General features: G+C 66.2%; 26 protein-coding genes. 22 read left to right on the forward strand and 4 right to left on the reverse strand.

Features of this window, described 5'->3' with window-relative positions; genetic code table 11:
* The 7 genes from ACV7NQ_RS35530 to ACV7NQ_RS35560 are packed head-to-tail and all read left to right on the forward strand — an operon-like array spanning nucleotide 1 to nucleotide 6,199.
* Complete coding sequence (locus ACV7NQ_RS35530) at nucleotides 1–243, forward strand: HypC/HybG/HupF family hydrogenase formation chaperone (protein WP_463363549.1); 243 nt, start codon at nucleotides 1–3, stop codon at nucleotides 241–243.
* Nucleotides 240–2,678: a carbamoyltransferase HypF gene (gene hypF, locus ACV7NQ_RS35535; RefSeq protein ID WP_463363550.1), complete on the forward strand. Its 2,439-nt coding sequence runs from the start codon at nucleotides 240–242 to the stop codon at nucleotides 2,676–2,678. Before ACV7NQ_RS35530 ends, hypF begins: the two co-directional genes overlap by 4 nt.
* Nucleotides 2,679–2,696: 18 nt before the next feature.
* Nucleotides 2,697–3,038, forward strand: coding sequence for a HypC/HybG/HupF family hydrogenase formation chaperone (locus ACV7NQ_RS35540; protein ID WP_463363551.1), 342 nt, complete (start codon nucleotides 2,697–2,699; stop codon nucleotides 3,036–3,038).
* Nucleotides 3,035–4,147 carry a hydrogenase formation protein HypD gene (gene hypD / locus ACV7NQ_RS35545; protein ID WP_463363552.1) on the forward strand — a complete coding sequence of 371 codons (1,113 nt, stop codon included), beginning with the start codon at nucleotides 3,035–3,037 and terminating at the stop codon, nucleotides 4,145–4,147. Before ACV7NQ_RS35540 ends, hypD begins: the two co-directional genes overlap by 4 nt.
* Entirely contained in the window at nucleotides 4,140–5,225 is a 1,086-nt protein-coding gene (hypE, locus tag ACV7NQ_RS35550; protein ID WP_463363553.1) for a hydrogenase expression/formation protein HypE, read from the forward strand. Before hypD ends, hypE begins: the two co-directional genes overlap by 8 nt.
* 6 nt (nucleotides 5,226–5,231) lie before the next feature.
* Nucleotides 5,232–5,453 carry a hypothetical protein gene (locus ACV7NQ_RS35555; protein ID WP_463363554.1) on the forward strand — a complete coding sequence of 74 codons (222 nt, stop codon included), beginning with the start codon at nucleotides 5,232–5,234 and terminating at the stop codon, nucleotides 5,451–5,453.
* Nucleotides 5,453–6,199, forward strand: a complete 747-nt coding sequence (locus ACV7NQ_RS35560; protein WP_463365949.1) for a DUF6390 family protein — start codon at nucleotides 5,453–5,455, stop codon at nucleotides 6,197–6,199. The genes ACV7NQ_RS35555 and ACV7NQ_RS35560 overlap by 1 nt, the downstream gene beginning before the upstream one ends.
* A 95-nt stretch (nucleotides 6,200–6,294) precedes the next feature.
* Here ACV7NQ_RS35560 and ACV7NQ_RS35565 read toward each other — a convergent pair whose 3' ends face one another.
* On the reverse strand, nucleotides 6,295–7,197 hold the full coding sequence (locus ACV7NQ_RS35565) for a helix-turn-helix domain-containing protein (RefSeq protein WP_463363555.1): 903 nt from the start codon (nucleotides 7,195–7,197) through the stop codon (nucleotides 6,295–6,297).
* Between the two features lie 182 nt (nucleotides 7,198–7,379).
* Between ACV7NQ_RS35565 and ACV7NQ_RS35570 the strand changes: the two genes are divergently transcribed.
* The 9 genes from ACV7NQ_RS35570 (at nucleotide 7,380) to ACV7NQ_RS35610 (ending at nucleotide 14,850) form a co-directional block, all read left to right on the forward strand.
* A complete protein-coding gene (locus ACV7NQ_RS35570) occupies nucleotides 7,380–7,622 on the forward strand; it encodes a hypothetical protein (RefSeq protein WP_463363556.1) in 243 nt (80 codons plus the stop codon).
* A gap of 64 nt (nucleotides 7,623–7,686) precedes the next feature.
* Nucleotides 7,687–8,448, forward strand: coding sequence for an SDR family oxidoreductase (locus ACV7NQ_RS35575; protein WP_463363557.1), 762 nt, complete (start codon nucleotides 7,687–7,689; stop codon nucleotides 8,446–8,448).
* Between the two features lie 121 nt (nucleotides 8,449–8,569).
* The gene (locus ACV7NQ_RS35580; protein WP_463363558.1) at nucleotides 8,570–8,743 is read left to right on the forward strand and encodes a hypothetical protein; all 174 of its coding nucleotides are present in this window, start codon (nucleotides 8,570–8,572) and stop codon (nucleotides 8,741–8,743) included.
* Between the two features lie 124 nt (nucleotides 8,744–8,867).
* Nucleotides 8,868–9,137: a hypothetical protein gene (locus ACV7NQ_RS35585; RefSeq protein ID WP_463363559.1), complete on the forward strand. Its 270-nt coding sequence runs from the start codon at nucleotides 8,868–8,870 to the stop codon at nucleotides 9,135–9,137.
* A 10-nt stretch (nucleotides 9,138–9,147) separates the two neighbouring features.
* Nucleotides 9,148–9,927, forward strand: a complete 780-nt coding sequence (locus ACV7NQ_RS35590; RefSeq protein WP_463363560.1) for an SDR family NAD(P)-dependent oxidoreductase — start codon at nucleotides 9,148–9,150, stop codon at nucleotides 9,925–9,927.
* A 113-nt stretch (nucleotides 9,928–10,040) separates the two neighbouring features.
* Nucleotides 10,041–10,784 carry a hypothetical protein gene (locus ACV7NQ_RS35595; RefSeq protein WP_463363561.1) on the forward strand — a complete coding sequence of 248 codons (744 nt, stop codon included), beginning with the start codon at nucleotides 10,041–10,043 and terminating at the stop codon, nucleotides 10,782–10,784.
* A 1-nt stretch (nucleotide 10,785) separates the two neighbouring features.
* The gene (locus ACV7NQ_RS35600; RefSeq protein WP_463363562.1) at nucleotides 10,786–11,265 is read left to right on the forward strand and encodes a plasmid pRiA4b ORF-3 family protein; all 480 of its coding nucleotides are present in this window, start codon (nucleotides 10,786–10,788) and stop codon (nucleotides 11,263–11,265) included.
* A gap of 557 nt (nucleotides 11,266–11,822) precedes the next feature.
* Entirely contained in the window at nucleotides 11,823–12,731 is a 909-nt protein-coding gene (locus ACV7NQ_RS35605) for an SEC-C metal-binding domain-containing protein (protein ID WP_463363563.1), read from the forward strand.
* A 1,105-nt stretch (nucleotides 12,732–13,836) separates the two neighbouring features.
* Entirely contained in the window at nucleotides 13,837–14,850 is a 1,014-nt protein-coding gene (locus ACV7NQ_RS35610) for an NAD(P)-dependent alcohol dehydrogenase (protein ID WP_463365950.1), read from the forward strand.
* A 384-nt stretch (nucleotides 14,851–15,234) separates the two neighbouring features.
* On the opposite strand, the gene ACV7NQ_RS35615 is transcribed toward ACV7NQ_RS35610, so the two are convergent.
* Nucleotides 15,235–16,722, reverse strand: coding sequence for a carboxylesterase/lipase family protein (locus tag ACV7NQ_RS35615; RefSeq protein WP_463363564.1), 1,488 nt, complete (start codon nucleotides 16,720–16,722; stop codon nucleotides 15,235–15,237).
* Nucleotides 16,723–17,374: 652 nt separating this feature from the next.
* Between ACV7NQ_RS35615 and ACV7NQ_RS35620 the strand changes: the two genes are divergently transcribed.
* Nucleotides 17,375–17,557, forward strand: a complete 183-nt coding sequence (locus tag ACV7NQ_RS35620; RefSeq protein ID WP_463363565.1) for a hypothetical protein — start codon at nucleotides 17,375–17,377, stop codon at nucleotides 17,555–17,557.
* Nucleotides 17,558–17,767: 210 nt separating this feature from the next.
* Here ACV7NQ_RS35620 and ACV7NQ_RS35625 read toward each other — a convergent pair whose 3' ends face one another.
* Entirely contained in the window at nucleotides 17,768–17,911 is a 144-nt protein-coding gene (locus ACV7NQ_RS35625; RefSeq protein ID WP_463363566.1) for a hypothetical protein, read from the reverse strand.
* Here ACV7NQ_RS35625 and ACV7NQ_RS35630 point away from each other — a divergent pair.
* Nucleotides 17,906–18,283 (forward strand): hypothetical protein, encoded by a 378-nt coding sequence (locus ACV7NQ_RS35630; RefSeq protein WP_463363567.1) that lies wholly within the window; start codon nucleotides 17,906–17,908, stop codon nucleotides 18,281–18,283. The genes ACV7NQ_RS35625 and ACV7NQ_RS35630 overlap by 6 nt on opposite strands.
* A 70-nt stretch (nucleotides 18,284–18,353) precedes the next feature.
* Here the strand turns inward: ACV7NQ_RS35630 and ACV7NQ_RS35635 are convergent, their stop codons facing one another.
* Nucleotides 18,354–19,967 carry a phospholipase C gene (locus tag ACV7NQ_RS35635; RefSeq protein ID WP_463363568.1) on the reverse strand — a complete coding sequence of 538 codons (1,614 nt, stop codon included), beginning with the start codon at nucleotides 19,965–19,967 and terminating at the stop codon, nucleotides 18,354–18,356.
* A 28-nt stretch (nucleotides 19,968–19,995) separates the two neighbouring features.
* On the opposite strand from ACV7NQ_RS35635, the gene ACV7NQ_RS35640 reads away from it, so the two are divergent.
* The 4 genes from ACV7NQ_RS35640 to ACV7NQ_RS35655 all read left to right on the forward strand — a co-directional run bounded on the left by ACV7NQ_RS35640 (nucleotide 19,996) and on the right by ACV7NQ_RS35655 (nucleotide 23,665).
* Nucleotides 19,996–20,520: a hypothetical protein gene (locus tag ACV7NQ_RS35640; RefSeq protein ID WP_463363569.1), complete on the forward strand. Its 525-nt coding sequence runs from the start codon at nucleotides 19,996–19,998 to the stop codon at nucleotides 20,518–20,520.
* Nucleotides 20,417–20,956: a COG4705 family protein gene (locus ACV7NQ_RS35645; protein WP_463365951.1), complete on the forward strand. Its 540-nt coding sequence runs from the start codon at nucleotides 20,417–20,419 to the stop codon at nucleotides 20,954–20,956. Before ACV7NQ_RS35640 ends, ACV7NQ_RS35645 begins: the two co-directional genes overlap by 104 nt.
* A 295-nt stretch (nucleotides 20,957–21,251) precedes the next feature.
* The gene (gene dnaK, locus ACV7NQ_RS35650) at nucleotides 21,252–23,156 is read left to right on the forward strand and encodes a molecular chaperone DnaK (protein ID WP_463363570.1); all 1,905 of its coding nucleotides are present in this window, start codon (nucleotides 21,252–21,254) and stop codon (nucleotides 23,154–23,156) included.
* 11 nt (nucleotides 23,157–23,167) lie between these two features.
* Nucleotides 23,168–23,665 carry a nucleotide exchange factor GrpE gene (locus tag ACV7NQ_RS35655; protein ID WP_463363571.1) on the forward strand — a complete coding sequence of 166 codons (498 nt, stop codon included), beginning with the start codon at nucleotides 23,168–23,170 and terminating at the stop codon, nucleotides 23,663–23,665.
* Nucleotides 23,666–23,671: the final 6 nt, after the last annotated feature.

Below are 23,671 nucleotides of genomic sequence, written 5' to 3' on the forward strand. Positions count from 1 at the left end.
ATGTGCCTCGGTATTCCGGGTCGGGTCGTCGAGATCCTCGACGGCTATCACAACCAGATCGCGCTGGTGGACGTCTCCGGGGAGAAGCGCAAGGTGAATATCGGCCTCCTGGAGGATGATCCGGCACAACCCGGCGACTGGGTGATCATCCACATGGGCTTCGTGGTCGAGAAGACCGACGACGCGGGTGCGGAGCAGGCGTTGGCCGGACTGCGCTTGCTCGGCCGGGGTGACGAGCCATGACCGGCGCTCGGGCCCGGCGGCGACTGCTGGTGCGCGGTGTGGTGCAGGGCGTCGGGTTTCGCCCGTTCGTCTACACCACCGCCGCCGAATTGGCGCTGTCCGGCAGCGTGTCCAACGACAGTTCCGGCGTGATCGTCGAAGTCGAAGGCGCGCCAACGGATCTGGATGAATTCGCGCGCCGGGTTAGGGACCGGCCCCCGCCGCTCGCCGTGATCGAATCGGTGCACGAGGCCGCCATCCCGGTGCGGGGTGGCACCGGATTCCATATCGCCGACACCACCCGCGACGGCGGCGGGCGCACCCTGGCCTCACCCGATGTCGCGATGTGCGCGGACTGCGCCCGCGAACTGCGTGATCCGGACAACCGCCGTTACCGCCATCCATTCATCAACTGCACCAACTGCGGTCCGCGATTCACCATCATCGCGGGCCTGCCCTACGACCGCGAACGAACCTCGATGGCCGACTTCGCGATGTGCGAGCGCTGCGCCCGCGAATACGCCGACCCGGCTGACCGGCGCTTCCACGCGCAGCCGATCGCGTGCCCCGACTGCGGCCCGACCCTCGCCTACGTCGGCAGCGGCTCGGACGATCCACTGCCGCACCAGAACCAGGCCGATGCCGATGGTCATTCGGTTGCGGGCGATCCGTTGGCGGCCGCACGGGAACGGCTCCGGACGGGTGGGATTCTCGCGGTCAAGGGCATCGGCGGCTACCACCTCGCGTGCGATGCCGCCGACGAGTCGGCCGTCGCGGAGCTGCGCAGGCGAAAGCGCCGCGGCGACAAGCCCTTTGCCGTGATGGTGCCGGATCTGACCACGGCACGCATGATCGCCCGCATCGATGAGACCGCTGCCGCACTGCTGACCGGCTCGCAGCGACCGATCGTGCTGCTGCCCCGTGGCGGGCGCGCACTCGCCGAATCCGTTGCGCCACGTAACCCCGATCTCGGTGTACTGATCGCCTACACCCCAGTGCATGCGCTGCTGTTCGGACTGCCCGGCGATCGACCCGGCCCGCAAGCGCTGGTGATGACGTCGGGCAATCTCGGCGGCGAGCCGATCTGCTACGACAACGATGACGCCAGGGAACGTCTGGCCGATATCGCCGACGGCTGGCTGTCGCACGATCGGCGCATCCTCGTCCCGTGCGACGACTCGGTGGTGCGCTTGGTCGACGGCATCGAACTGCCGGTACGGCGCTCCCGCGGTTATGCGCCACTCCCGTTGGCGCTACCCGTCCCCGCACCACCCACGCTTGCGGTAGGCGGCGATCTCAAGAACACCTGCGCGGTGGCCGACGGCCGTTACGCGTGGCTCAGCCAGCACATCGGCGACATGGACGACCTGGCCACGCTGCGTGCGTTCGACGATGCGCAACAGCATCTGGAGGAGCTCACCGGCGTACGCCCGATTCAGCTCGCGGTCGACGCGCACCCGCTATACCGCTCGACGGCTTGGGCACGCCAGCACGCGGGCGATCGGCCGGTCCGCACCGTCCAGCATCATCACGCCCACATCGCCGCCGTCATGGGCGAGCACGGGCTCAGCGAATCGGCAACGGTCGTCGGCCTCGCCTTCGACGGGACCGGGTTCGGGCCGGACGGCGCGGTCTGGGGCGGTGAGGTCCTGTCGGCGGGCTACAAAGGCTTCCGGCGACTCGCACACCTGAAATACGTGCCGCTGGCCGGTGGCGATGCCAGCGTGCACAGGCCGTATCGGATGGCACTGGCCCACCTGTGGGCGGCGGGCCTCGAGTGGTCGCCGTCCATTACCTCGGTCGGTGCCTGCCCGCCGAACGAAAGACGGGTGCTGGCACATCAATTCGATACCGGCCTCGGTTGCGTGCCCACCTCGAGCATGGGTCGATTGTTCGACGCGGTGTCGTCGCTGGCCGGGGTAAGGCATGTCGCGGATTACGAGGCGCAGGCGGCGATCGAACTGGAGGGAATCTCACGCGAGGTCGATCCCGCGACCGGTGTCCGTCGAGTCGCGGGCGATCCACATGGTGACAGCTCGGACGCCGTCGATACCGGCTCGACCGCTCTCGCCGCGTCAGCGGGCGATGGCGGCTCCGACCTGTCGCCGCTGCTCTACCGATTCGTCCTGGATCACGACGCCGATCCCGTCGTGATCGATCCGGCGCCGGTGATCGCCGCGGTGGTGGCCGACGCGGCCAGAGGCGTCGCACCGGCCGTGATCGGCGCGCGCTTTCATCAGGCGGTGGCGCACCTGACCCTCGAACTTGCGCTCGCCTGCGCGAGCGAATCGACGACCGTCGCCCTGTCGGGCGGGGTCTTTCAGAATGCCTTGCTGTTGTCGCAGTCACGAATGTTGCTGCGGGAAAACGGATTCCATGTCCTCTGTCATCGACGGCTGCCGCCGAACGATGGTGGTCTCGCGTTCGGGCAGATACTGGCCGCGGGCGCGGGCTGAGCGAAAGGAGAGCCAACGATGTGCCTGGCAGTCCCAGGAAAGGTGCTCAGCCTCCAGGAGCGCGACGGCACGCTGATGTCCGTCGTCGACTTCGGCGGCGTGCACAAAGATGTGTGCCTGCAATACATTCCGGACGCTGCCGTCGGTGACTACGTGGTCGTCCACGTCGGTTTCGCCATCCAGCGCCTCGACGAGGAATCCGCGCTGCGGACCCTGGCCGAATTCGAGCACCTCGGGGTGTTGAACGAAGAGTTCGGTGACGGTTTCGCGCGCGCCGCCAAACAGGCGGGCCTCGCCGATCCCACGGCCGAAGGAGCCGAACCCACCCAGCCGCGACCCGATACCGAGGTGACGCCATGAAGTATCTCGACGAGTTCAGCAATCCGGAGCTGGCGAAGAACCTGCTCGACACGATTCATGCCGCCACCAGCAAACGCTGGGCCATCATGGAAGTCTGCGGTGGCCAGACGCATTCGATCATCCGGCACGGCATCGACCAACTGCTGCCGGACGAAATCGAGATGATCCACGGTCCGGGCTGCCCGGTCTGCGTCACCCCGCTCGAAGTGATCGACAAGGCGCTGGAGATCGCCGCGCAACCCGGCGTGATCTTCTGTTCGTTCGGCGACATGCTGCGGGTGCCGGGCAGCAAGAAGGACCTCTTCCACGTCAAGAGCGAGGGCGGCGACGTCCGTGTGGTCTACTCACCGCTGGACGCGCTGAACATCGCCAGGGAGAACCCAGATCGCGAGGTCGTATTCTTCGGCATCGGATTCGAAACCACGGCTCCTGCCAACGCCATGACCGTGTACCAGGCGAAGCGGCTCGGCATCGAGAACTTCTCGCTGCTCGTCTCGCATGTGCTCGTCCCGCCCGCCATCGCCGCGATCATGGAGTCACCGAGCTGCCGGGTGCAGGGATTCCTTGCCGCCGGGCATGTGTGCAGTGTGATGGGCACCGAGGAGTATCCGCCGCTGGCCGAGAAGTATCGGGTGCCGATGGTCGTCACCGGGTTCGAACCACTGGACATCCTGGAAGGCATCCGCCGCACCGTGATCCAGTTGGAAGCGGGCAGGCACGAGTTGGAGAACGCGTACCCGCGGGCCGTGATGGCCGCAGGGAATACGCCCGCGAAGCAGATGCTGCGAGACGTCTTCGAAGTGACTGACCGCGCCTGGCGCGGGATCGGCGTGATCCCACAGAGCGGGTGGCGGCTGTCGGAACGCTACCGCGACTACGACGCCGAACAGCGGTTCTCGGTGGGTGACCTGCGCACCGCGGAGTCCTCGATCTGCCGGTCCGGCGAGGTATTGCAGGGCTTGATCAAGCCGCACGAGTGCGCCGCGTTCGGCAAGGAGTGCACGCCACGAAATCCGTTGGGCGCCACCATGGTTTCATCGGAGGGAGCGTGCGCCGCCTACTACCTGTACCGGCGGTTGGATCAACCCGAGCAGGTGGCTCATGCCTGACAATATCGGGATGCCTGCGGGGGCCCCGACGATCGACATGGAGAACTGGGTGTGCCCGATGCCGCTGCGGGACTCGCCGAATATCGTCATGGGACACGGCGGCGGTGGCGCGATGTCCGGTGAATTGATCGAGCATCTCTTCCTGCCCGCCTTCGGCTCCGCCGCCGAAGCCGGGATGGGCGACTCCGCGGTGGTCACGCTCGGTGGCGCCCGGCTGGCGTTCTCGACCGATTCGTTCGTGGTGAAGCCGCTGGTGTTTCCCGGCGGCTCGATCGGCGACCTCGCCGTCAACGGCACCGTCAACGACTTGGCGATGTCCGGTGCGCGGCCGATGGTGCTGTCGACGGCGTTCATCCTGGAGGAGGGCACCGCGCTGGCGGATATCGCGCACATCGCCAAGGCGGTGGGCACGGCGGCGCTCGCCGCGGGCATCAAGCTCGTCACCGGTGATACCAAGGTGGTCGATTCCGGGCATGGCGACGGGATCTTCATCAATACCGCGGGTATCGGCGTGGTGGACGAGGGCGTGGACATTCGGCCCCAGCGCGCGGCACCGGGCGATGTCATCCTCGTGAGCGGCGATATCGGCGTGCACGGTGTCGCTGTGATGAGCTGTCGCGAAGGGCTCGAATTCGGCACCACGGTGGTCAGCGATACCGCGCCGCTCAACGGTCTGGTCGCAGCGATACTGGCGACCGGCGTGGATGTGCACGTGCTGCGGGACCCGACCCGCGGTGGCGTGGCGGCGACGCTCAACGAGATCGCGGGAGTCGCGAAAGTCGGTGTCGCGCTGGACGAGCGGAAGCTTCCGGTGCCCGCCGAAGTGCGCGATGCCTGCGGGCTGCTCGGCCTGGACCCGATGTATGTCGCCAACGAGGGCAAGCTGGTCGCTTTCGTGGCGCCACAGGATGCGGAGCGGGTGCTGGCCGTGATGCGCGATCATCCGCTCGGTGCGCGGGCCGAGATCATCGGTGTGTGCGTCGAGGAACATCCTGGGATGGTCGTCGCGCGCACGGCATTGGGCGGTACCCGAGTGGTCGCGTTGCCAGCCGGTGAGCAGTTGCCGCGTATCTGTTGACGTCGGGTGAGGGAGGTACCTGTCATCGTTGCGATCACCAAATACCCGATCGTGCTGGGCGACTCGTGGGTCGGACTGGACCGGCCCCGGCGGCGCAGCATTTTCGGGATGGTCACGACCATCGTCGCGCTGCACGTCGTCGGCTGGGCGGCGCTGGTGATTCTCGTTGTCCCCGGCGGCTATGTCGTGCAGGGCATCGCCGACCTCATCCGAAAGTCACAGGGGTGATGGACATCCCGGGCACGGAGATGTTCGCGCGCTACACCTACGCGCCCAATCGGCTCGGCTACTGCGGCCCCGCGGAGGCGGCCACACTGCGCAGCGGGTCTGCCGCCGAGATTCGGGCCGTCGCCACGCGGTTTTCCGGCGTCTGGCCATATCTGCGGGTGATGTCCCGGCTGACCGGGATCGACGATCCGCTGGACAGTCGACTCGTCGAATCATATTGGCTCGGTGGGGGAGTCGGCGCGCGGCTGGACCCCGGCGATTTCATTGCCGAGTTGCTCGCGGTGATCGGTCCGGTGGCTGGTGCCTACTGGACTCATCTCACCCCGGGACTGGCCACCGAGGCGGCCGCCAACCATTGCTTCCATGTGTTCGGCGTGTACCCGTGGTCGCGGCTGCTGGGCCGAGGGGTGGACGAGCATCCGATCAGTGTGCTCGACAACTGCCGAATCACTTGGGGGACAGTGGTTTCCTGCGACGAGACCGGCTTGGCCGTCCGGTGCCGACGTCTCGGCTGGAACGGGCGGACACTCGAACTTTCCGCGCCGTCGATAGAGCGGGCGGACGTGTGGTCCGATGGATACAGTGCGCTGCCGGATGCCACCGTCGGCGACCAGGTCGCCGTGCATTGGGGTCGGTTGTGCGGTCGCCTCGACGACGTGCAGATCCGGGATCTCGAAGTGAGCACCGCACGGCAGTTGCAGGTCACGAACCTGCGTCTTGCGACGCTCGCTCGGACGCAACGCTGATTGCCCTGATGTTTTCAGGGCTCTACCCGGCATTGTGCCTGGCATCGGAGCCGAGGTTCCCACCAGGCGGCACCACCGAATGTGCACCAGAGCCGTTATCTCGACAGACCCGTCATGTCACCGTGGGGTTCGAGGTGGCTGTTCAGTTCAGCCGTTTGTGATCCGACGCGCGTCGGGGTGGGTGTTGTCTGGGCCATGGAGGCGAGGAGGCGTAGTTTCTCATCGCTCTCGCTACCCTGATCGGCGTAGTAGAGGACCAGGAGCAGATCGTCGACAGGGAGCTTGTCTCGGTGCAGGCGCAGCTCACCGACGACGGGATGATTCACGGTGGTGGTGCCGCCTTCGAGGCTGCGGACGTCGTGGCGCGCCCAGAGAGTTCGGAACCGCTCGCTCGACAGGGCAAGCTCGCCCACCAGTTCCACGAATCGCGGGTTGTCAATGCCGTCGCCGATGGACTTTCTGAAGGCAGCGATGAATCCTTCCGTGGAGCGCGTCCAGTCCTGCTGGAACGCCTGCTCCTCAGGATCGAGGAGCAGCGATCGGAGACGGTTGTACCCGGGCTGAAGGCGCGGAGAGAGCGCGACTGCGAGCCGGTTGGATGCAAGCACATCGAACGCGCGCCCTTCCACGAACGCAGGAACCTGCACGCTCGCCAGGAGCTGATGCAACCGCGCGGGCACGCGTTCAGGCTTCCGGCGCCGCTGCGGCCTTGGGCGCGAGGCGGCCAGGCCGAGGAGGTATTCCTGTTCGAGCTCGTCAAGGTGCAGGACCCGCGCGAGCGATTCGAGGACCTGCGGTGAGGGGTTCTTGTCGCGACCGCGCTCCAGCCGCAGGTAGTAGTCGGCGCTGATGCCCGCGAGCATGGCGACTTCTTCACGGCGAAGCCCGGGAACGCGGCGATTCGCACCCGCCGGAAGCCCGACCTGCTCCGGAGTGACCAGCGCCCGCCGGGCACGGAGGTAACTGCCGAGCACGTTGGCGCGGTCGTTGTCGCTCATATTCAGCATCGTAGTTCAGGGCCCCCTCAGCTAAGGGGGCCCTGATGGGACCCCGGAAGACGGGGGTACTGCCTCCGGCCGGAGAACAGATCAACACTGAAGGTGTCGCCGCACAGGAAAGGAGCTGAAAACGGCGATGCCGAAGATCGTGCTGGTCGCCGGCGGCACCGGCTTCTCACCTCGTGGATCTGCGGTACGGCTACGCGGTCCGCACGAGCGTGCGCAGCCTCGACTGGGAAGCAGCCGTGCGTTCCCCGATCGCGACGTGCGCCGAGACGGGCGGCGGCCCGTCGTTCGTCCACGTGATGCGGCTGGTGGGACAGTTCGACCGGCGCACGCGATCCTTCGTCCCCAGCCTCGGCAAGAAGTACGCGGTCACCTCGGCAAGGCCGAGCGCATCCTCGCATGGAAGCCCCGACCGGTAACCCAAACCATCATCGAGTGCGCCCACTAGCTTGTCGCTGTCGGCGCCCTGAGCAGGAGCAATCAATGGACATCACCAACCGCACCGTCTTCATCGCCGGCGCTACCTCGGGAATCGGTCTCGAGCTCGCTCGCCGCTTCGCCGCGGCCGGCAGCGCCGTCATCGTCGGCGGCCGACGAACCGACCTGCTCGACCAACTCGCGGCTGAGGGGTTCGCCACCGTTCCCATCGACGTGACCGACCAGGACAGCATCGACCGTGCCCGCGACACGATCCTCCACAGCCACCCGAGCCTCGACACGATCGTGACGATGTCCGGGGTCATGATCCCCGAGGACCTGCGCGATCCCGCACACTTCAGTGCCGCGGAGAAGACGATCGACACCAACCTCCTCGGCACCATCCGCCTCATCGACGCGCTCACCCCGCACCTGATCGGGCGCGGCACCGGCACCATCATCACGGTCACCTCGGGCATCGGGTTCCTGCCGTTCCCGGTCATGCCAACCTACGCCGCCTCGAAGGCCGGCGTGCACGCCTACTCCGAGGCGTTGCGCGCGCAACTGGACGGCACTGGCATCGAGGTGTCCGAACTCGTCCCTCCGGCTGTCGCCACCACGCCGGAGCACGCACAGCGCAACCCCCGCGCGCTCGAATTGGCCGAGTTCGCCACCGAGGTGATGGACCTGCTCCAGACCGACCCCACTCCGCACGAGATCCTCGTCAAGGGCGTGCTGATGCACCGGTGGGCCGAGCGCGACGGCACCTACGACGAGTTGGTCGCCCAGCGGTCGCAGGCGCTCGCGATGCTCCCGAGCCGTCAGTAAGCGGCCCCGGAGTCCTAGCTCAGACACAGGGAACAAGTAACTCGCCAGTAGGTTCTGGGGTCTGCCGTTTCGCAGCTCCGGGGTGCGAAGCGTCACCGCAAGCAGGTCCGAGAGGCAGCTGGTGCTGCGTGAGCGGCAGAGCCGCGATCGCGGCTGGTACGACCAGATGGCCGACTGCTTCGCTGAAGACTCCGTTGTCGAGATGAGCTGGTTCCAGGGAAGCGGCGTGAACTTCGTGCGCGCCACGCGCGACATGATTACGCAGTGCACCGTCCCCGCCAGCGGTCCACATTGACTGGGACCGTGCACTGGCCGAACTGCCACTGATCATCGAGTGGCGGGTTGACATCGACGGCGTCGAAGCCGATTTCGCCTCCGCCTGCCGGTCGCAGTACCGGGCCGAGCGCGGCCACGACGGCGTGTGGCGCATCACGCGGATCACCTCGATCTACGAGAAAGACACTCTCACTCCGGCCCTGCCCAACGCCCGCCTCGACATCGACCCGCACGAACTGACGGCCTACCGCCAGTCCTACCGGTGCCTTGCCTGGTACCTGAATCGCAACGGTTACCACGTTGGACCCGATCACCTCGGCGACGACCAACCAGAAGCCGTCGCACGCAAGTACCAGGCGGAAATGACCTGGCTCCACGGGAGCCGAACTCCGGCCGCCATGGTCGGCAATTGAAAGGAATGGCATGAGCAAGTTCGCACTCGTCACCGGCGCCACCTCCGGAATCGGCAAGGCCTTCGCCGAGCGCCTGGCTGCCGACGGCTACGACCTGGTGATCGTAGGCCGGCGAAAGGAGCGCCTGGAACAGTTCGCCGATTCGCACCCTGACGTCAAAATCGGGGTCGTAGCCGCTGACCTGTCCACCGGCGCAGGCGTCGATACGGTCGCCGAGATCTGCGCGACCGAGCCGCTGACCATGCTCGTGAACAACGCCGGGGTCGCCTACTACATGCCGCTCGCCGAGCTCCCCGCCGACAAGGCCAGGGAACTCGTCAACGTCAAGGTCCTCGCCTCCACGATGCTCACCCGCGCCGTGGTCGCGGGCATGCAGGAGCTCGGCGAAGGCACAATCATCAACGTGGCCGGCATGATCGCCTTCAGCGGCCCCGCCACGCACTCCCAGATGCCCCGCCGCGTCGTCTACGCCGGGACCCTGGCCTACCTCGTCGCGATGTCCCAGACCCTCAGCGCAGAGCTTGAGGGCACGGGAGTCAACGTGCAGGTCGTGTGCCCAGGCGTGGTGGCAACCGAGTTCCACGAGCGCCAGGGCATCGACATGAGCATGGTGCCCCGCATGACGGCCGACGACGTCGTCACCGCCAGCCTGCGCGGCCTGGAGCTGGGCGAGACCGTCTGCACCCCAGGCGTCGAGGACGCCAGCCTCCTGGACGCGATCTTCCAGGCCGACCTCGCCGCCTTCGGGGCGCAGAGCCCCGAGCTCGCCAAGCGCTACCGCGCCGCCTGAACCGACGTGGCCGTCGGCCCCGCGCCGGATCATGGGACCGACGGCCACATCCTGATTCGCGTATAGCGGTTGAGCGAGACGTTCCGACCCAGCGAACGCGGGTACTGACGACCATGTCGATAACGACGCCCGCCCCCGATAGGTCCGCTCTCGCGCGGTCGCCAACCGCGCGGGAGTCCGGTGGCGGTAGGGTACACCCCGACACCACACCACTCGACTTTCGCAGGGTCGACGGGCTGATGGCGGCTGCGGTGGTGCGCGGCTGTGTCGCGTTGGAAGAGCCCGACGGTGACACGGTCACGGTGGCGGCGTTGTTCGAACGGGCCGCTGTGGCGCACGCGATATGTGTGCTGATTGATCCGACCGATTGCGGTGCGGCGGTGTCCATCGATGTGTTCGATCCCGGGGATCTGCGCACCGCTCTCGACGAAGTCCATCGGACCGCCCGGCGCAACGGAGTTTCGCTCGCCGAGGTTCCGTTGGAGCCGAAGGAATTTCGGCGTCGCGCCGAAATCGCCATGGATGCCCGCGCCGTGCACGACAACACGATCGCGCGGGATCCGGGCGAGTATCCGTATTTCGCCACCCTGCTACGGGCACGGCTGCGTGCCCTGCCGCTGTCGCCGGAGCCCAAGCCGCCGCATGGTGGGCACGAGGATGTGGATCTGGCCGGGCTGTTGGCGATGGTGGAGAGCCTGGTCGACCGGGCCCCCGACATCAGGGTGCGTGGTCCGAAGCCGCCGAAGCTTCCCGCCGAGCGCACCAAGCGGGCTGGTACCGCGCCGATCCTGCGGTTGCGGGGTCGATCTCGTCGGGGCGAAACCGCCGATCTGGCGCCGGCTGGAGGTACCCGGTGACATGCCCCTGCGCAGGCTGCACCAGGTGCTGCAGATCGCATTCGACTGGGATCGCGCGCACCTGTACGTTTTCGAGACCGCGTACGGCCAATTCGGTCAGGCCGACCCCGATCTGGAGATCCGCTCGGACGCGAAGGTCACTCTCGAGCAGGTGGTGACGTCGGGCAAGCTGGACTACGTCTATGACTTCGGTGACGACTGGCGGCACCGCATCGTTGTAGAGAAGTCGGGCCCGCGAGAAGCAGGGGGCGGTTATCCGCGCTGTACTGGTGGTCGGCGGGCGGCGCCGCCGGAGGATTGCGGCGGCATCGGCGGGTATGAGGCGCTGCTCGGCATCTTGGCCGATCCCGACGATGAGGAGCATGAGGACTGGGTGCAGTGGCTGGGGCTGAATTCGGCCGAGGAATTCGACCCGGCCGCATTCTCGCCCGATGACGTCGACGCGGCACTGTCGCTGTTGCGCGGTCGTGACTCCGGGTGATGGGGTGGTGGCTGCTCACGAATGGCGCAGATGAACATCATCGCATCCTGCCGGTCGGTGGTCGTCGACTTTCCGGGACGTGAGCGAGGAGGTTTGTGATGGGTGCGTCCGCCGCCGGAACCGCCACCGGCTGCGTGCTGCGCACCTGCCGTGACTCCGGTCAGCCAGTAATCCTCACCTTGCGTCAACTGACCTGCGAACCACCGGTTTTCACCGGCGCCGAACGGATATCGATCTGCGAGAACACGTCGGTGGTGGCCGCGGCAGCCGACCGCTACGGCTCCGAGTGCGGACCACTGGCGGACAACCGGGTGCCGTGGTGCTGCGGTTGTTGGAATCGGCGCCGACTCCGGAGCGCGGTTGCACTATCACGGCAACTTCAGTTCGGGATCCGTTACGGCACAAGATCATGCATCTGCCAGTGAGCAACTGTTGGGAGATCGACCAGCGGTACGTGGTGCCGGAGAAAGAATCAGCACCCTGAGAACGCCGGTCTGGCGATCACCCGAGAGCAGCACGCCCTCACCCACTGTGAAACACAGGGTAGGCTGCCGGTCGTGTTGAATCAGCGGCAGGCGGTCGGGCGCGATCTGGGCGGCGATTCGCAGGAGCGCGCCGAGATCCTGTTGGACGTTGCTGGACAGGCGAAGTCCGCGGGCGAAACCGAACGGGCCTTGCAGATCTACGATGAGCTTATCGCCAATGCGTCTGCCGAGAACGCTCAATTCGCGGCGGCCGAGCGTTTGGATGTGCTGGTGACGCTCGGCAGGCGCGATGAGGTCGATGCCGAAATCGCCCGGCTCGGCCGGAGCCATGTTCATCCGGGGCCGGCGAGCCTGGTCGCCGAGTTCCTGGAAGCGCGAGGGCGCCTGGACGACGCTCTCACGTGGTTCAACATTGCCTGCCGGGACGTGGATTCGGGCGAGATCGACGAGTCGGCCCTATTCGCACGTCCCGAGTTGCAGGGACGGGCTCGGGTGCGCCGCGCACTAGGTCTGCCGCCGGACGAACTCGATGAGCGAACCGCGCAAGCGCACACGGACCTCACTCGTATGCTCGACGATTTCGCGCGCGGCGCGCGGCGCCCAAATCGCCCCGAACGGGGAGCGGCGACCTACTTCGTCCGGGCTGACGTCGAGCGGGCACTCTCGGCCGGGTTGGTCCACACGGACAACAGCCAGGATCTTGACGAGGATTCCTACTTCCGTACCACCGAGAAAGCCTGGCGAGATCTGGCCGAGCAGGGTCATCCACGACTGGAGTTGGTGCCCACCCGCGTCGATGACCTCATGGCCTTCGCTGCCGAGCACGGCCTCGACCCCAAGGATCAGCAGACCAGGCTCGACTACGTCGAGCGGTCTGCGCGGGAGGGACCGGCCACTGTCGACTGGCCACCGCCGCGTAATGCCCCGTGCTGGTGCGGTTCAGGGCGCAAATACAAGAAGTGCTGCGGGGCGGTTCGCTGACGATCAGAGGGGGCGGGTCTGCCGATGCCATGATGATCGGGTGAAAATTATGTCTGTGTGAACCAGCGAACGTGCTCGTCGGTGTCTATCGGCAGGGTGTCGCTGGAGAGGATGAGCAGGGAGGTGGTCACGAGGGTGAACATCTCCGCGGCCCGCAGGACGGTGTTGCCATGGTCGAGTTTCAGCCCGGCCCTCGTCGACCCTGCAGGACCCGCCGTCGCGGTCGTGTCCGACCCCCTACCGCGACGAGGTCTTCAGCGCCGTTCGCGACGGCCCGGCGATGTGCAATAACGAAGTGCTGCACTGCAGTTCGACGTCACGACTCGATGGTCGATCGTGATGACCGAGCGGGCATGCCACCAACCCTGGCCGGGCCCGATCCGCATGCACAAGGAGCTGTCGGCACGGTCGTGCACGGTGCGGACCATGGGATCGGCGGCCCTGGCCCTCGTCAACGTCGCCGCCGGAGGGGCGGTCGCCGGCTTCATCGGCATGTTCCACGCAATCGACGCGCTGGCTGGCGCTTTCATCATCGCCGAACAGGCCGGCGCCATTGCTCTGGATGAGGAGAGGTTCAGATACCTCTTCGTACCCGATCTAGCTATCGGGCCGCCCCACGCAGATTGCGAATCTGGTCCTAGCCGTACAGAGCCCTGGGCGGGGCGGTATCAAGATCAGGCCGGTGCTGACCAGCGTTTTCGTGGGGTATCTCGACGGTCGAGGTCGGATTTGGCTATTCCAAGCCGGATAAGGTGCGCACCGTCAGGGACTCGGACCCCGAATCTGCTCTTGTCGGTTCGGGTTCCCGTCTTCACGACTCATCCGACCCCATGCTGCCTCGTCGTGCCATCGCCCGCGGAGCTTCGGCTTGCTTCCGTCCGTGCGGCTCACCGACGGCAACTGATCTTCCTCACACGGCCGCCCCCAGAGGTGGCCCGGGGGCTGTGGTGTATCCCGGGAATCGGCAGCTGCGGTCGCCGGCCGGGTAACCAAACAACCGGGACAAGGGCATTCAGGTCATCGTCGTGACGATAGACCGCCCGCCCCGTCGGCGCGGGAGCGGCCGACGAAAGGAAACGTGATGACAACGGCACTGCCGAACACGATGCGGGCCAGTGTGCTGCTGGCGAAACAGGAACTCGCAGTCGAAGAACGCCCCCTACTAACGCTGGACCCCGATCAGGTCCTGGTCGAAGTGACAGCTGTCGGCGTCTGCGGCTCCGACGTCCATTTCTGGCACGACGGGGCGCTGGGTGATTGGCGTGTGGAGTCACCCCTGGTGCTCGGGCACGAGTCCGGCGGGCGGATCGTCGCTGTCGGCAGCGCGGTCCCCGCCGATCGGATCGGCGAGCGCGTGTCGATCGAACCGCAGCGCCCGGACCCGAACTCGGCGGAATCCCGTGCCGGGCAATACAATCTGTGCCCGCACATGCGGTTTTACGCCACGCCGGGTGTCGACGGCGCGTTCGTCGAATATGTGGCAATTCAAAGCCATTTCGCCTGGCCGGTACCGGACGCCGTCACCGACGAGGCCGCAGGCCTGATGGAGCCTTTGTCGGTTGGCATCGCGACCGCGTGCAAGGCGGGGTTCACGGTGGGGAGCCGAGTGCTGATCACCGGAGCGGGACCGATCGGTTTGATCACCGCTCAGGTCGCCAAGGCATACGGAGCCAAGGAAGTCGTGATAACCGATGTCAGCGATTTTCGCCGAAAACGGGCCAACCGCTTCGGCGCTGATGTCGTGATCGATCCCCGGAAAGAAGACATCGTTGCACTGGATCTCGGCGTCGACTGCTTCATCGACGCATCTGGTGCGGTGCCGGCTATTCGGTCCGGCATCCACGCGGTGCGCCCGGGCGGTGTGGTTGTGTTGGTCGGCATGGGAGCCGCCGATGTCCCACTGCCGGTGCCGGTGATTCAAAACCGTGAGTTGTCGGTGACCGGCGTATTCCGCTACGCCAACACCTGGCCGACCGCGATCGACCTGGTCACTCGGGGCGTGGTGAACCTCGACGCGCTGGTCACCGGGCACTTCGGCCTGTCCGAGGTGGAGACCGCATTTCGATCGACCACGCAAGAAGGAACGATCAAGAGCGTCGTCGATCCTCGCCGACTGTGACGAACGCAAGCAGTACTCCCTGCCGGCAGCCGTACCAGGTGCGGGTACCCAGGGGATCTGGTTGAGCAGGCCGGGCGTCCGGCATTGAGGCCGAACGCACCCGAACGCCGGATGTCGGCGATACTTAGGTGATCGGCGTCGAGGGCGCGAAGTACGCCGCCCGACCCGTCCACACGCCCGCAGCGGCATGAGCGCGGGCAGCCCTAGAGACGCTCGCTCATCGGCAGAAGCGGACCGTTCGCCGACCGTGCGCCATGCGGCTACTTACAGTACGTTCGGGACGCAGTCGGTACTCAGTGCTCGGCGCCCGCCAGCGACTGTTGATTACCAGGAGCATGACGATGCGTGCATTATCGCAACCCAATGCGAATCGTGGCTTCCGTCCTACCCGAAGGATTCGCGTAGTGCGGCTAGTTCGTCGGCGCGTGGGTTGCTGACGGCCGTTGATTGTGGTGAGTCGAAGATTTGGACAGGGTGGGTGTCAGGCTGGAATTGGGGCCAGCCGGGGTTGCCGGTTTTAGCGAACGCTACCCAGGATGAATGGATTTCGTCGGCGAGGGGCTGGGGTGGGTTGGGGCCGGTCAAGGTGTGGGCTGAGGGTAGGGCGTCGAAGACGAAGGGGATCTCCAGGACGTGGCAGGCGCCGAGGTTGTCGATGCCGGAGGGCCAGGCGAATTCGTAGGCGTAGGTGGGGGCTGCCGCGGCGTTGGTTTGGGCCAGGCGCAGGGTGCCGGACCGGAATGCGCGGTCGGTGACTATCGCGGCGAAAACGTCGGCGGGGGTGGCCGCTGGGTGGTTTGCGGTGTAGATGTCGGCGAGCGTGGGAGAGATGCCGTAGCGGGTGAGCATGTACGGGAGGGTGTCGGCGGTGATCGTGGCGGCGACTCCCGTCGGAACGGTGAAGAAGCGGAATTCGTCGCGGGTGCAGCCCGCGATGAGCGGGACGGCACGGTCTGGTTGTGCGGCAAGGACATCGGTCGCCGGGCCCTCGATGACGTCACCGTCGATCACCGGGAACAGGCTCATGATGCCGAGGCCGTTGGCGATCACCGTCGCGCCCCACCGCGCGGGATCGGGGTTGGTCATCAGGTCGAGGGCGGTCGCGTCTTGGGCGGCTTGCAGCTCGGCCGGTCCGAGTTTGCCGAAATCGCTTGCGGTCGCGCTGATCCCGGCCTTCGCGGCGAGCTCACCGGCGAGTTTGCGCGCGTCGTTTGCTGCCGCGACCGCGGATCCGTTGCCGCTCTGCATGATTGCCCGGCGGAACAGCCCGCGCGAACGAGGTGACGCGAGCAGCGTCGCGACGCTCATCCCACCGGCGGACTCGCCGAAGATGGTGACATTGTTCGGGTCGCCGCCGAAGGATTCGATGTTCTCTTGCACCCAGTTCAGTGCGAACAACTGATCGTGCAGACCGCGATTGAGCGGTGCGTCCGCGATGGCGGCGAATCCGGAGATGCCGAGGCGGTAGTTGATCGAGACGAGCACGATCCCGTCGCGCGCGAACGACGCGCCGTCATAGATCGCGCGGGCATTCGAACCCCGGACGAACGCGCCACCGTGAATCCACACCATGACCGGCAGTCCGGACCCACCCGGGTCTGGCGTCCAGACATTGACGTTCAGATACTCGTCCCCGGGGATGCCGTCGCTGCCGATCAGCGCATGGATCGGCGGCGGGTAGGGCGACTGGACGCACGTCGCACCGTAGGTGAGCGCGTCACGAACCCCGGACCACTCCGGCGCCCGCGTCGGCAATTGAAAACGGGCGGGCCCGACCGGCGCCGCGGCGTACGGCACGCCGAGAAATGTACTGACACCAGCACTGGACCGGCCTCGTATCTTGCCGCCGGTGACGGACACAATCGGTTCCATGGGACTCCTTCGTCAGAGTCGATTCTCTCTGCTGCACGGCCGGCAAGCACGCGAATGGAGCTGAAAATCGGCTGAGACCGGGTCGGTGCGCCGTCGCGGGGCAGGCGGCGACGCGCGATCGCGAGCCCAACGCAACTCGAGGTGGTCGCCCCACTGACGAACGCGCCGGTGTGCTGTTCCAGACCGAAGAGCTCGCCGATCCAGGCGAGGGTCTCATGCTCCAGGTCGGTCGCCGTGGAATCACCACTGGACATGGCGTTCTGGTCGAACGCACTGGTCAGCCAGTCACCCGCGATCGATGCCGCAGTAGCCCCGCCGATGACGAAACCGAGATACCGCGGACCCGCGCTGTCCGAGAAACTCGGTCCCCATCGGTGCTGGAACTCCGAAAGTGCCTGGCGCAGCCCGATTCCCTGGTCCGGTAGTGGCAGAGCCGGAACTGGATCCTGCGGCAGCGCCACAGGGCGTTTGTCGATCCCGGTCAGCACCTGTTCGGCCGCGTCACGGACGGCGTCCAGTAAGGCGGGCAGCTCAGCCAGATCGTCGGCAAGTTTCGGATCCACGACTCCAGACGTTACGAGCCCACCACCGACCTTGTCGTCCAGTCGCGAAGAACTGGACCTGAACCGAAGGCCGCCTCGGGTCAATCGGCTTGGTCACCGTCATCCCCCTCGACGCTTCCCAGGCCCCGCTCTCGCTGACCGCGCTGGCCCAGGCGGATCCGGTGGGCGAGGCGGTCGGTTGCACCTGGGACAGCGGAGTCGAGCCTGGCAAGGTCAGCGGGTTCGTCGAGTTGCTGACCGCCGCGGTGGTGCGTGCGCATTCGCATCGGTAACGCGACGCGTGCGTTCTCAGCAGACTCTCAACAAACCTGTGCCCAGCTCTCAGGACCGACCCGTTGAATGAGCGACAGCTGCCCTGCCTGGACCGCTCTAACCAGGTGGGGCAGCGCCACATTTGCGGCGCCTTCCGGCGCCGTTGATCCGGGTTCATCCCTTGCAAACCGAGTGCACGTGTGCCGCATGCGTTCCGTTCGACGAGGGAGTCACACAATGAAGTTCAGGCAGGTCGGCAGGCTGGACGCGGCCACGGGCGCAGCGGCGGGTGCCTTACCGCGGGCTGTGGGAACGGCGACGGCGACAAGAATTCCGGCACGCACGTGCTGCTGGTCTCGATCGACGGCTTGCATGAGGCGGACCTCACCGGTTATCTTGCGGCCCATCCGGATTCGACAACCGGCGTCTATTACGATTCACCCTCCGCGTTTGTGAAGGATCAGTTGCCGGCGCGCAACGGTGACGGCACCGATGTCGCCGGAAGCCCGAAGCCGTTCCACGCCTCCGGTATCGACAAGATCTATGCCGGCGCCGATGTGGCAGCCTACTTCGGCACCCAGCCGGGTGACACACGCGTGCCCGACATCTACGCCACCGAGCAGGCGGGAACCGTCTACACCGCGGGCAAATCGAAGATCGCCGAGCACGGCGGCGCGACTCCCGAAGGCCGCCACGTGCCGCTGATCATCGCGGGTGCGGGCACCGCGAGCCTGCCGAAGAGCTGAGCTACCATAATCCCGCGGCGGCAGTGGGCGAATTGCCCACTGCCGCCGCTGCATTGGTTTGACGCGAGTGCTACTTCGCCGCGCCCGTCTTGGGATCCAAGGTCAGCGTCGGCTGCGGTCCCGCGCTGAAGTCGAACATCGGGTCGAGCACCCCGGCGCGCTCGTCGAACGAGTCGTCGCCGATGCGACCGGTCTTCCAGTTGTCCTCGACGAATCGCAGGATCGAGGACTGGTCGGTCAGCGAGTGGTCGACGAAGTTCGCCTTGGCGAACGGCGAGACCACCAGCAGCGGCAGCCGCGGACCGTAACCGCAGCGGCCCTGGTACTTGGCAGGTTTGCCCACCGCGTCACCGCAGACGCCCGGTCCGGTGAGCGCATCCTCTGGTGAGGTGGAGTTCAAGACGGTCGGCGCCGCCTTGTGGTCGTACCAGCCGTCGGAGTCGTCGTAGGCGATGACGATCGCGGTGTCCTTCCACTCCGGCAGCTGCTGCAGATGGTTGACCGTCTCGACGAGGAACTGCTGCTCGTCCAGCGGATCCGAGTACGCGGCGTGGCCGTCCTGGTAGCCGGGCGCCTTGAGGTAGCTCACCGCGGGCATGTGGCCCTTGTCGGCGGCGGTCCAGAAGTCGGACATGTCGTACTGATGGTTGGCCTGATCGGTCTGGCCGATCTTGTCGACCGAGCTCGGCGGCAGATGGTGCGGGTTCGCCGTCGACTGGTAGTACTGGAACGGCTCGTGGTGCGGGATGTAGTCGTCCTTCGTATCGAACGCCTTGTCTCCGGACTTACCCGTGCCGCCCAGCGCGACACCGACATTGTGGGTCGCGCCGCAGACGGCCTTGCCGTCCTTGGTCTCGGTCGGCTTGAAACCGCCCTGGAAGAATCCCCAGGTGACGTTCTTCTGATTCAGCAGATCACCGATGTTCTTGCCGGTGAGCTGCACCTGATCGCGGCTGGAGCAGTCGTCACCCAACGGTTGCGGGTCGGCGATGACCGTGCCCTGGTTGTTGCCTGCGTTCTCCAGCACCGTGTTCTGGGGGAACGGTTGCCCACCCGGCATCAATTGCTGTGTCACACCATGGGTCTGGCCCGAGACGAGGTTCAACGCGCCGGGCGCGGACGGACCGAAGGTGGTGTTGTAGGAGTTGTCGCTCATCGAGTAGTGCTGCGCGTAGTTCCACAGCGCGGTCACCGAGTTGCCGTCGTAGTAGTCCATGACGAGCCCCGGCCCACCGAAGGTCGGCGGCTTGCACGCGGCGACCTCGGTGTGCTCGACGAACTGGTCCATCTTGCCACCGTCGAAGGCGGCCTGCTCGTCCTTGTACTCGTGGTCCTGATCGCAGGTCACCTGCTGATCGGGGCCACCGAGCCGGGTCGGCTGAGTCTTGTTAGGGTTGTGCGTCAACAAGTCCGGGGTGAGCCCATCGATCGTGGGCGTGCCCGGCAGCGCGGTGAACTTCGTGCCGTCGGTATTGGCCGCGTTCGGGTAGGTGCCGAAGTAGTGATCGAAGGACACGTTCTCCTGGAAGATCACCACCAGATGCTTGATCGGTGTCGCGGTGTCGGTCCCCGATCCCTGGTCGGAGCCGCTCGAGCACGATGTCGCGGTCAGCGCGAGCAGAGCCGCGGCCGCGACTGCGGCGCGGGTCCGGTGGGCAGCACGGCTACCCCGGATGGTTGGCATGTGACCTCCTGGTCGAACTTACGGACGAATGCCCGCGTACGGACACCGGTCTTCATGCTGCACTGTGTGTGCAGCTTCCGGTAAACACCTGCTGAAGCCTAGGAAAACGCTGCCCGCCGCCACTCGCGCTCCTCGGGTGGGCGTGCCCTTCCCCAGCGGATCTTCAGCGACTTTCTGCGAGGCTTTCGGCCGTGACGAGCACACAGCAGGTCCTGAGCAAGGTCCCCGAGATCACGATCTACTTCTGGTCATCAAGATCCTGGGTACCACGGTCGGCGAGACCGCCGCGGACTCGCCGACCGCCGATCTAGGGCTCGGTCTGGGCGGCACCACGGGTGTGATGACGGTGCTGCTGATCGCGGCGTTGGTCATCCAATTCCGGGCGAAACAGTATGTGCCGTGGATCTACTGGCTGGTGGTGGTCCTGATCAGTGTGATCGGCACGCTGAATCACCGACAACCTCACCGACAATCTCAACGTGCCACTCGAGGCGACCACCATCATCTTCGCGATCGCGCTCGCGGTGACATTCGGCGCCTGGTACGCCAGTGAAGGCACCCTGTCGATCCATTCGATCCGGACACCGCGCCGAGAAGCGTTCTACTGGTTGGCGATTCTGTTCACCTTCGCGCTCGGTACCGCCGCGGGCGACCTCGTCGCCGAGCAGTTCGCCCTCGGATACTGGAAGTCGGCTGTGGTCTTCGTCGGCATCATCGCGGTGATCACAGTCATGCACTACGGCCTGAAGCTCAATGCGATTCTCGCCTTCTGGATCGCCTACATCCTCACCCGGCCGCTCGGCGCCTCCCTGGGCGACCTGCTGACGCAGGATCGTGACAACGGCGGACTCGGTTTCGGACTGGCCGTCACCACCGGGTTGTTCCTCGTCGTCATCGTCGCGCTGGTGGCCTATCTGACGATCTCCAAGATCGATGTCGAGCGTCGGCAGCCGGATCCGCAACCGGCCCCCGAACTCGATTCGATCTGACCCGATCCTGCTCGTATCGGACAAATCTGGCACCGCGGGCACCAATTATGTTGCCCGCGGTGCCGAGCAGCAGCGCGACTGGAGGGTTGCAGGTCGATCCGATCCCACTGCTCGACGGCGTGGGCGATCCCTGCGACCTTCGCGATCCGTAGTTGGTCGCCCTTGTTCCGGCAAGACCAATCGGTGTGCGTTTTTTCGCCTTGTCGGACCGTGTCATGGCTCTGGCGCGGTCGGAAGGATTGGCGGTGTCGAATATCCGGCGGCCGGCCGGTCGCGCCGATCCGAAGGAATTGATATGGCCACTGCTGTAGGAATCGATCTGGGAACTACGAATTCTGTCATCGCGAGCTGGCAGGGCGGCGAGCCGGTGGTGATCGCCAATGCCGAGGGTGCGCGCACCACACCGTCGGTGGTTGCCTTCACCGAAAGCGGTGAGCGCCTTGTCGGTCAGCTCGCCCGCAGACAGGCGATTTTGAATCCGAAGGGCACGATCTATTCGGCGAAGCGATTCATCGGCCGCCACTTCGACGAAATTTCGGAGGAAGCCAAGGCGGTGAGCTTCGACGTCGTCGAGGGCGAGGGCGGCGTTGCCCGATTCGATGTGCGGGGCAAGATGTATGCGCCCGAGGAGATCAGCGCGCTGGTGCTGCGCAAGCTGGTCGATGACGCGAGCAAGTATCTGGGGGAGCGGGTCAAAGAAGCGGTGATCACCGTGCCCGCCTACTTCAACGACGCACAGCGCAATGCCACCAAGGATGCGGGCCGGATCGCGGGACTCGACGTCCTGCGTATCATCAACGAGCCGACCGCCGCCGCATTGGCGTACGGATTGGACAAGCAGACCCACGAGACGGTGCTCGTATTCGACCTCGGCGGTGGCACTTTCGATGTCAGCCTGCTCGACGTCGGTGACGGCGTAGTCGAGGTCCGCTCCACCGCGGGCGATTCCCATTTGGGCGGCGACGACTTCGACCGGCGCATCGTCGACTATCTCGCCGACGAATTCCAGCGCGAAGAGCACATCGACCTACGTGCCGATCCGCAAGCGCTGCAACGACTTTTCGAGGCAGCGGAGAAGGCCAAGGTCGAGCTGTCCTCGGTGACACAGACACAGGTGAATCTGCCCTTCGTCACCGCCGACGCGAACGGACCCAAGCACCTCACCACCACGATCATGCGCTCGAAGTTCGAGGACCTGACCGCGGATCTGGTGCAGCGCTGCCTCGGCCCGGTGGAGCAGACCATGAAGGACGCCAAGGTCACCGCCAATGACATCGACGAGGTGATCCTGGTCGGCGGTTCCACCCGCATCCGGGCGGTACAGGCGCTGGTGCGCAGGCTGACCGGCGGCAAGGACCCGAACATGAGCGTCAACCCGGACGAGGTCGTCGCGCTCGGCGCGGCCGTCCAGGCCGGCGTGCTCAAGGGCGAGGTCTCCGATGTGCTGCTGCTGGACGTAACGCCGCTGTCGCTCGGCGTGGAGACCCAGGGCGGCGTGATGACGAAGATCATCGAGCGCAATACCACCATCCCGGCCCGGCGCAGCGAGGTGTTCTCCACCGCGGAGGACAACCAGCGCGCGGTTGATGTGGTGGTGCTTCAGGGCGAACGCGAGCGCGCCTCCGACAACCGCGTGCTCGGCCGGTTCCGACTGGAGGACATCCGGCCGGCACCACGTGGTCAGGCGCACGTCGAGGTCACCTTCGACATCGACGCCAACGGCATCCTCAATGTCACCGCGCGCGACAAGGACACCGGCAAAGAGCAGAGCATCACGATCAGCGAGCAGTCCAATCTGGACCAGAGCGAGGTCGACCGGATGCTCGCCGAGGCCGAGCAGCACCGCCGCGAAGACGAGGAACTGCGCAAGGCCGTCGATGCCCGCAACGCGTTGGATTCGGCCGCGTACCAGGTGGAACGGCGCCTGGCCGAACTCGGTGACAGCGCGCCGCCGCACGAGAGGGCACGCGCCGAGATGCTGATCGCCGACGCCAGACAGGCCGTCAAAGAAGAAGCTCCGCTGGATCGGGTGCAGTCGCTCACCTCGGAACTGCAGCAGTTGCAGTACGGGTTGCAGCCGGCGCAATCCGGCGGCGACGACGGACAGTCGAGCTACGCGGGCGCGGGCGCCGGCGCGAGTGGAGGCGCGGGCTCACCCGGTGACGACGACGTGATCGACGCCGAGTTCGACCGGAGCTGAGGGGATTCCCGATGGAAACCTCCGCAGACCAGTCGACCACCGACACCCCCGATTCGGATGCGGCGCCGGAACAACCCGACGCCCAGATCGCCCAGTTGGAAGACCGCTGGCGCCGCACCGCCGCCGATCTGGACAACCTACGCAAGCGCTACGCCAGGGATCTCGATCGAGAGCGCGCGGCCGAACGATCGAAGGTGGCGGGCGCCTGGCTACCGATGCTGGACAACTTGGAACTGGCGCTGGCGCACGCGAACGGCGAGGCGGACCCACTCGTCGCGGGCGTCCGCGCGATCCGGGACCAGGCGGTACAGGTACTCGAACAGCTCGGCTACCCGAGGCATTCGGAGGTGGGGGTGCCGTTCTCCCCGGAAATGCACGAGGTGGTCAGCGTGGTCGACCGGCCCGATTTCCCGCCGGGGACCGTGGTCGAGGTGCTGCGCCCCGGATACGGCGAGAACGGACGGCAGCTGCGTCCGGCGGCCGTGATCGTCAGCAGACGCGAGGGGTGAGCGTCG

This window comes from Nocardia sp. Tas62D01 (genome assembly GCF_055232035.1).

Coding starts and splice junctions, on each gene's coding strand:
- ACV7NQ_RS35625 (WP_463363566.1), bottom strand. CDS start 17,911: ATGCAAGCCGTCGATCGAGACCAGCAGCACGTGCGTGCCGGAATTCTT.
- ACV7NQ_RS35540 (WP_463363551.1), top strand. CDS start 2,697: ATGTGCCTGGCAGTCCCAGGAAAGGTGCTCAGCCTCCAGGAGCGCGAC.
- ACV7NQ_RS35610 (WP_463365950.1), top strand. CDS start 13,837: ATGCGGGCCAGTGTGCTGCTGGCGAAACAGGAACTCGCAGTCGAAGAA.
- hypF (WP_463363550.1), top strand. CDS start 240: ATGACCGGCGCTCGGGCCCGGCGGCGACTGCTGGTGCGCGGTGTGGTG.
- hypD (WP_463363552.1), top strand. CDS start 3,035: ATGAAGTATCTCGACGAGTTCAGCAATCCGGAGCTGGCGAAGAACCTG.
- ACV7NQ_RS35530 (WP_463363549.1), top strand. CDS start 1: ATGTGCCTCGGTATTCCGGGTCGGGTCGTCGAGATCCTCGACGGCTAT.
- hypE (WP_463363553.1), top strand. CDS start 4,140: ATGCCTGACAATATCGGGATGCCTGCGGGGGCCCCGACGATCGACATG.
- ACV7NQ_RS35590 (WP_463363560.1), top strand. CDS start 9,148: ATGAGCAAGTTCGCACTCGTCACCGGCGCCACCTCCGGAATCGGCAAG.
- dnaK (WP_463363570.1), top strand. CDS start 21,252: ATGGCCACTGCTGTAGGAATCGATCTGGGAACTACGAATTCTGTCATC.
- ACV7NQ_RS35640 (WP_463363569.1), top strand. CDS start 19,996: ATGCCCGCGTACGGACACCGGTCTTCATGCTGCACTGTGTGTGCAGCT.
- ACV7NQ_RS35600 (WP_463363562.1), top strand. CDS start 10,786: ATGCCCCTGCGCAGGCTGCACCAGGTGCTGCAGATCGCATTCGACTGG.
- ACV7NQ_RS35595 (WP_463363561.1), top strand. CDS start 10,041: ATGTCGATAACGACGCCCGCCCCCGATAGGTCCGCTCTCGCGCGGTCG.
- ACV7NQ_RS35635 (WP_463363568.1), bottom strand. CDS start 19,967: ATGCCAACCATCCGGGGTAGCCGTGCTGCCCACCGGACCCGCGCCGCA.
- ACV7NQ_RS35615 (WP_463363564.1), bottom strand. CDS start 16,722: ATGGAACCGATTGTGTCCGTCACCGGCGGCAAGATACGAGGCCGGTCC.
- ACV7NQ_RS35560 (WP_463365949.1), top strand. CDS start 5,453: ATGGACATCCCGGGCACGGAGATGTTCGCGCGCTACACCTACGCGCCC.
- ACV7NQ_RS35565 (WP_463363555.1), bottom strand. CDS start 7,197: ATGAGCGACAACGACCGCGCCAACGTGCTCGGCAGTTACCTCCGTGCC.
- ACV7NQ_RS35655 (WP_463363571.1), top strand. CDS start 23,168: ATGGAAACCTCCGCAGACCAGTCGACCACCGACACCCCCGATTCGGAT.
- ACV7NQ_RS35575 (WP_463363557.1), top strand. CDS start 7,687: ATGGACATCACCAACCGCACCGTCTTCATCGCCGGCGCTACCTCGGGA.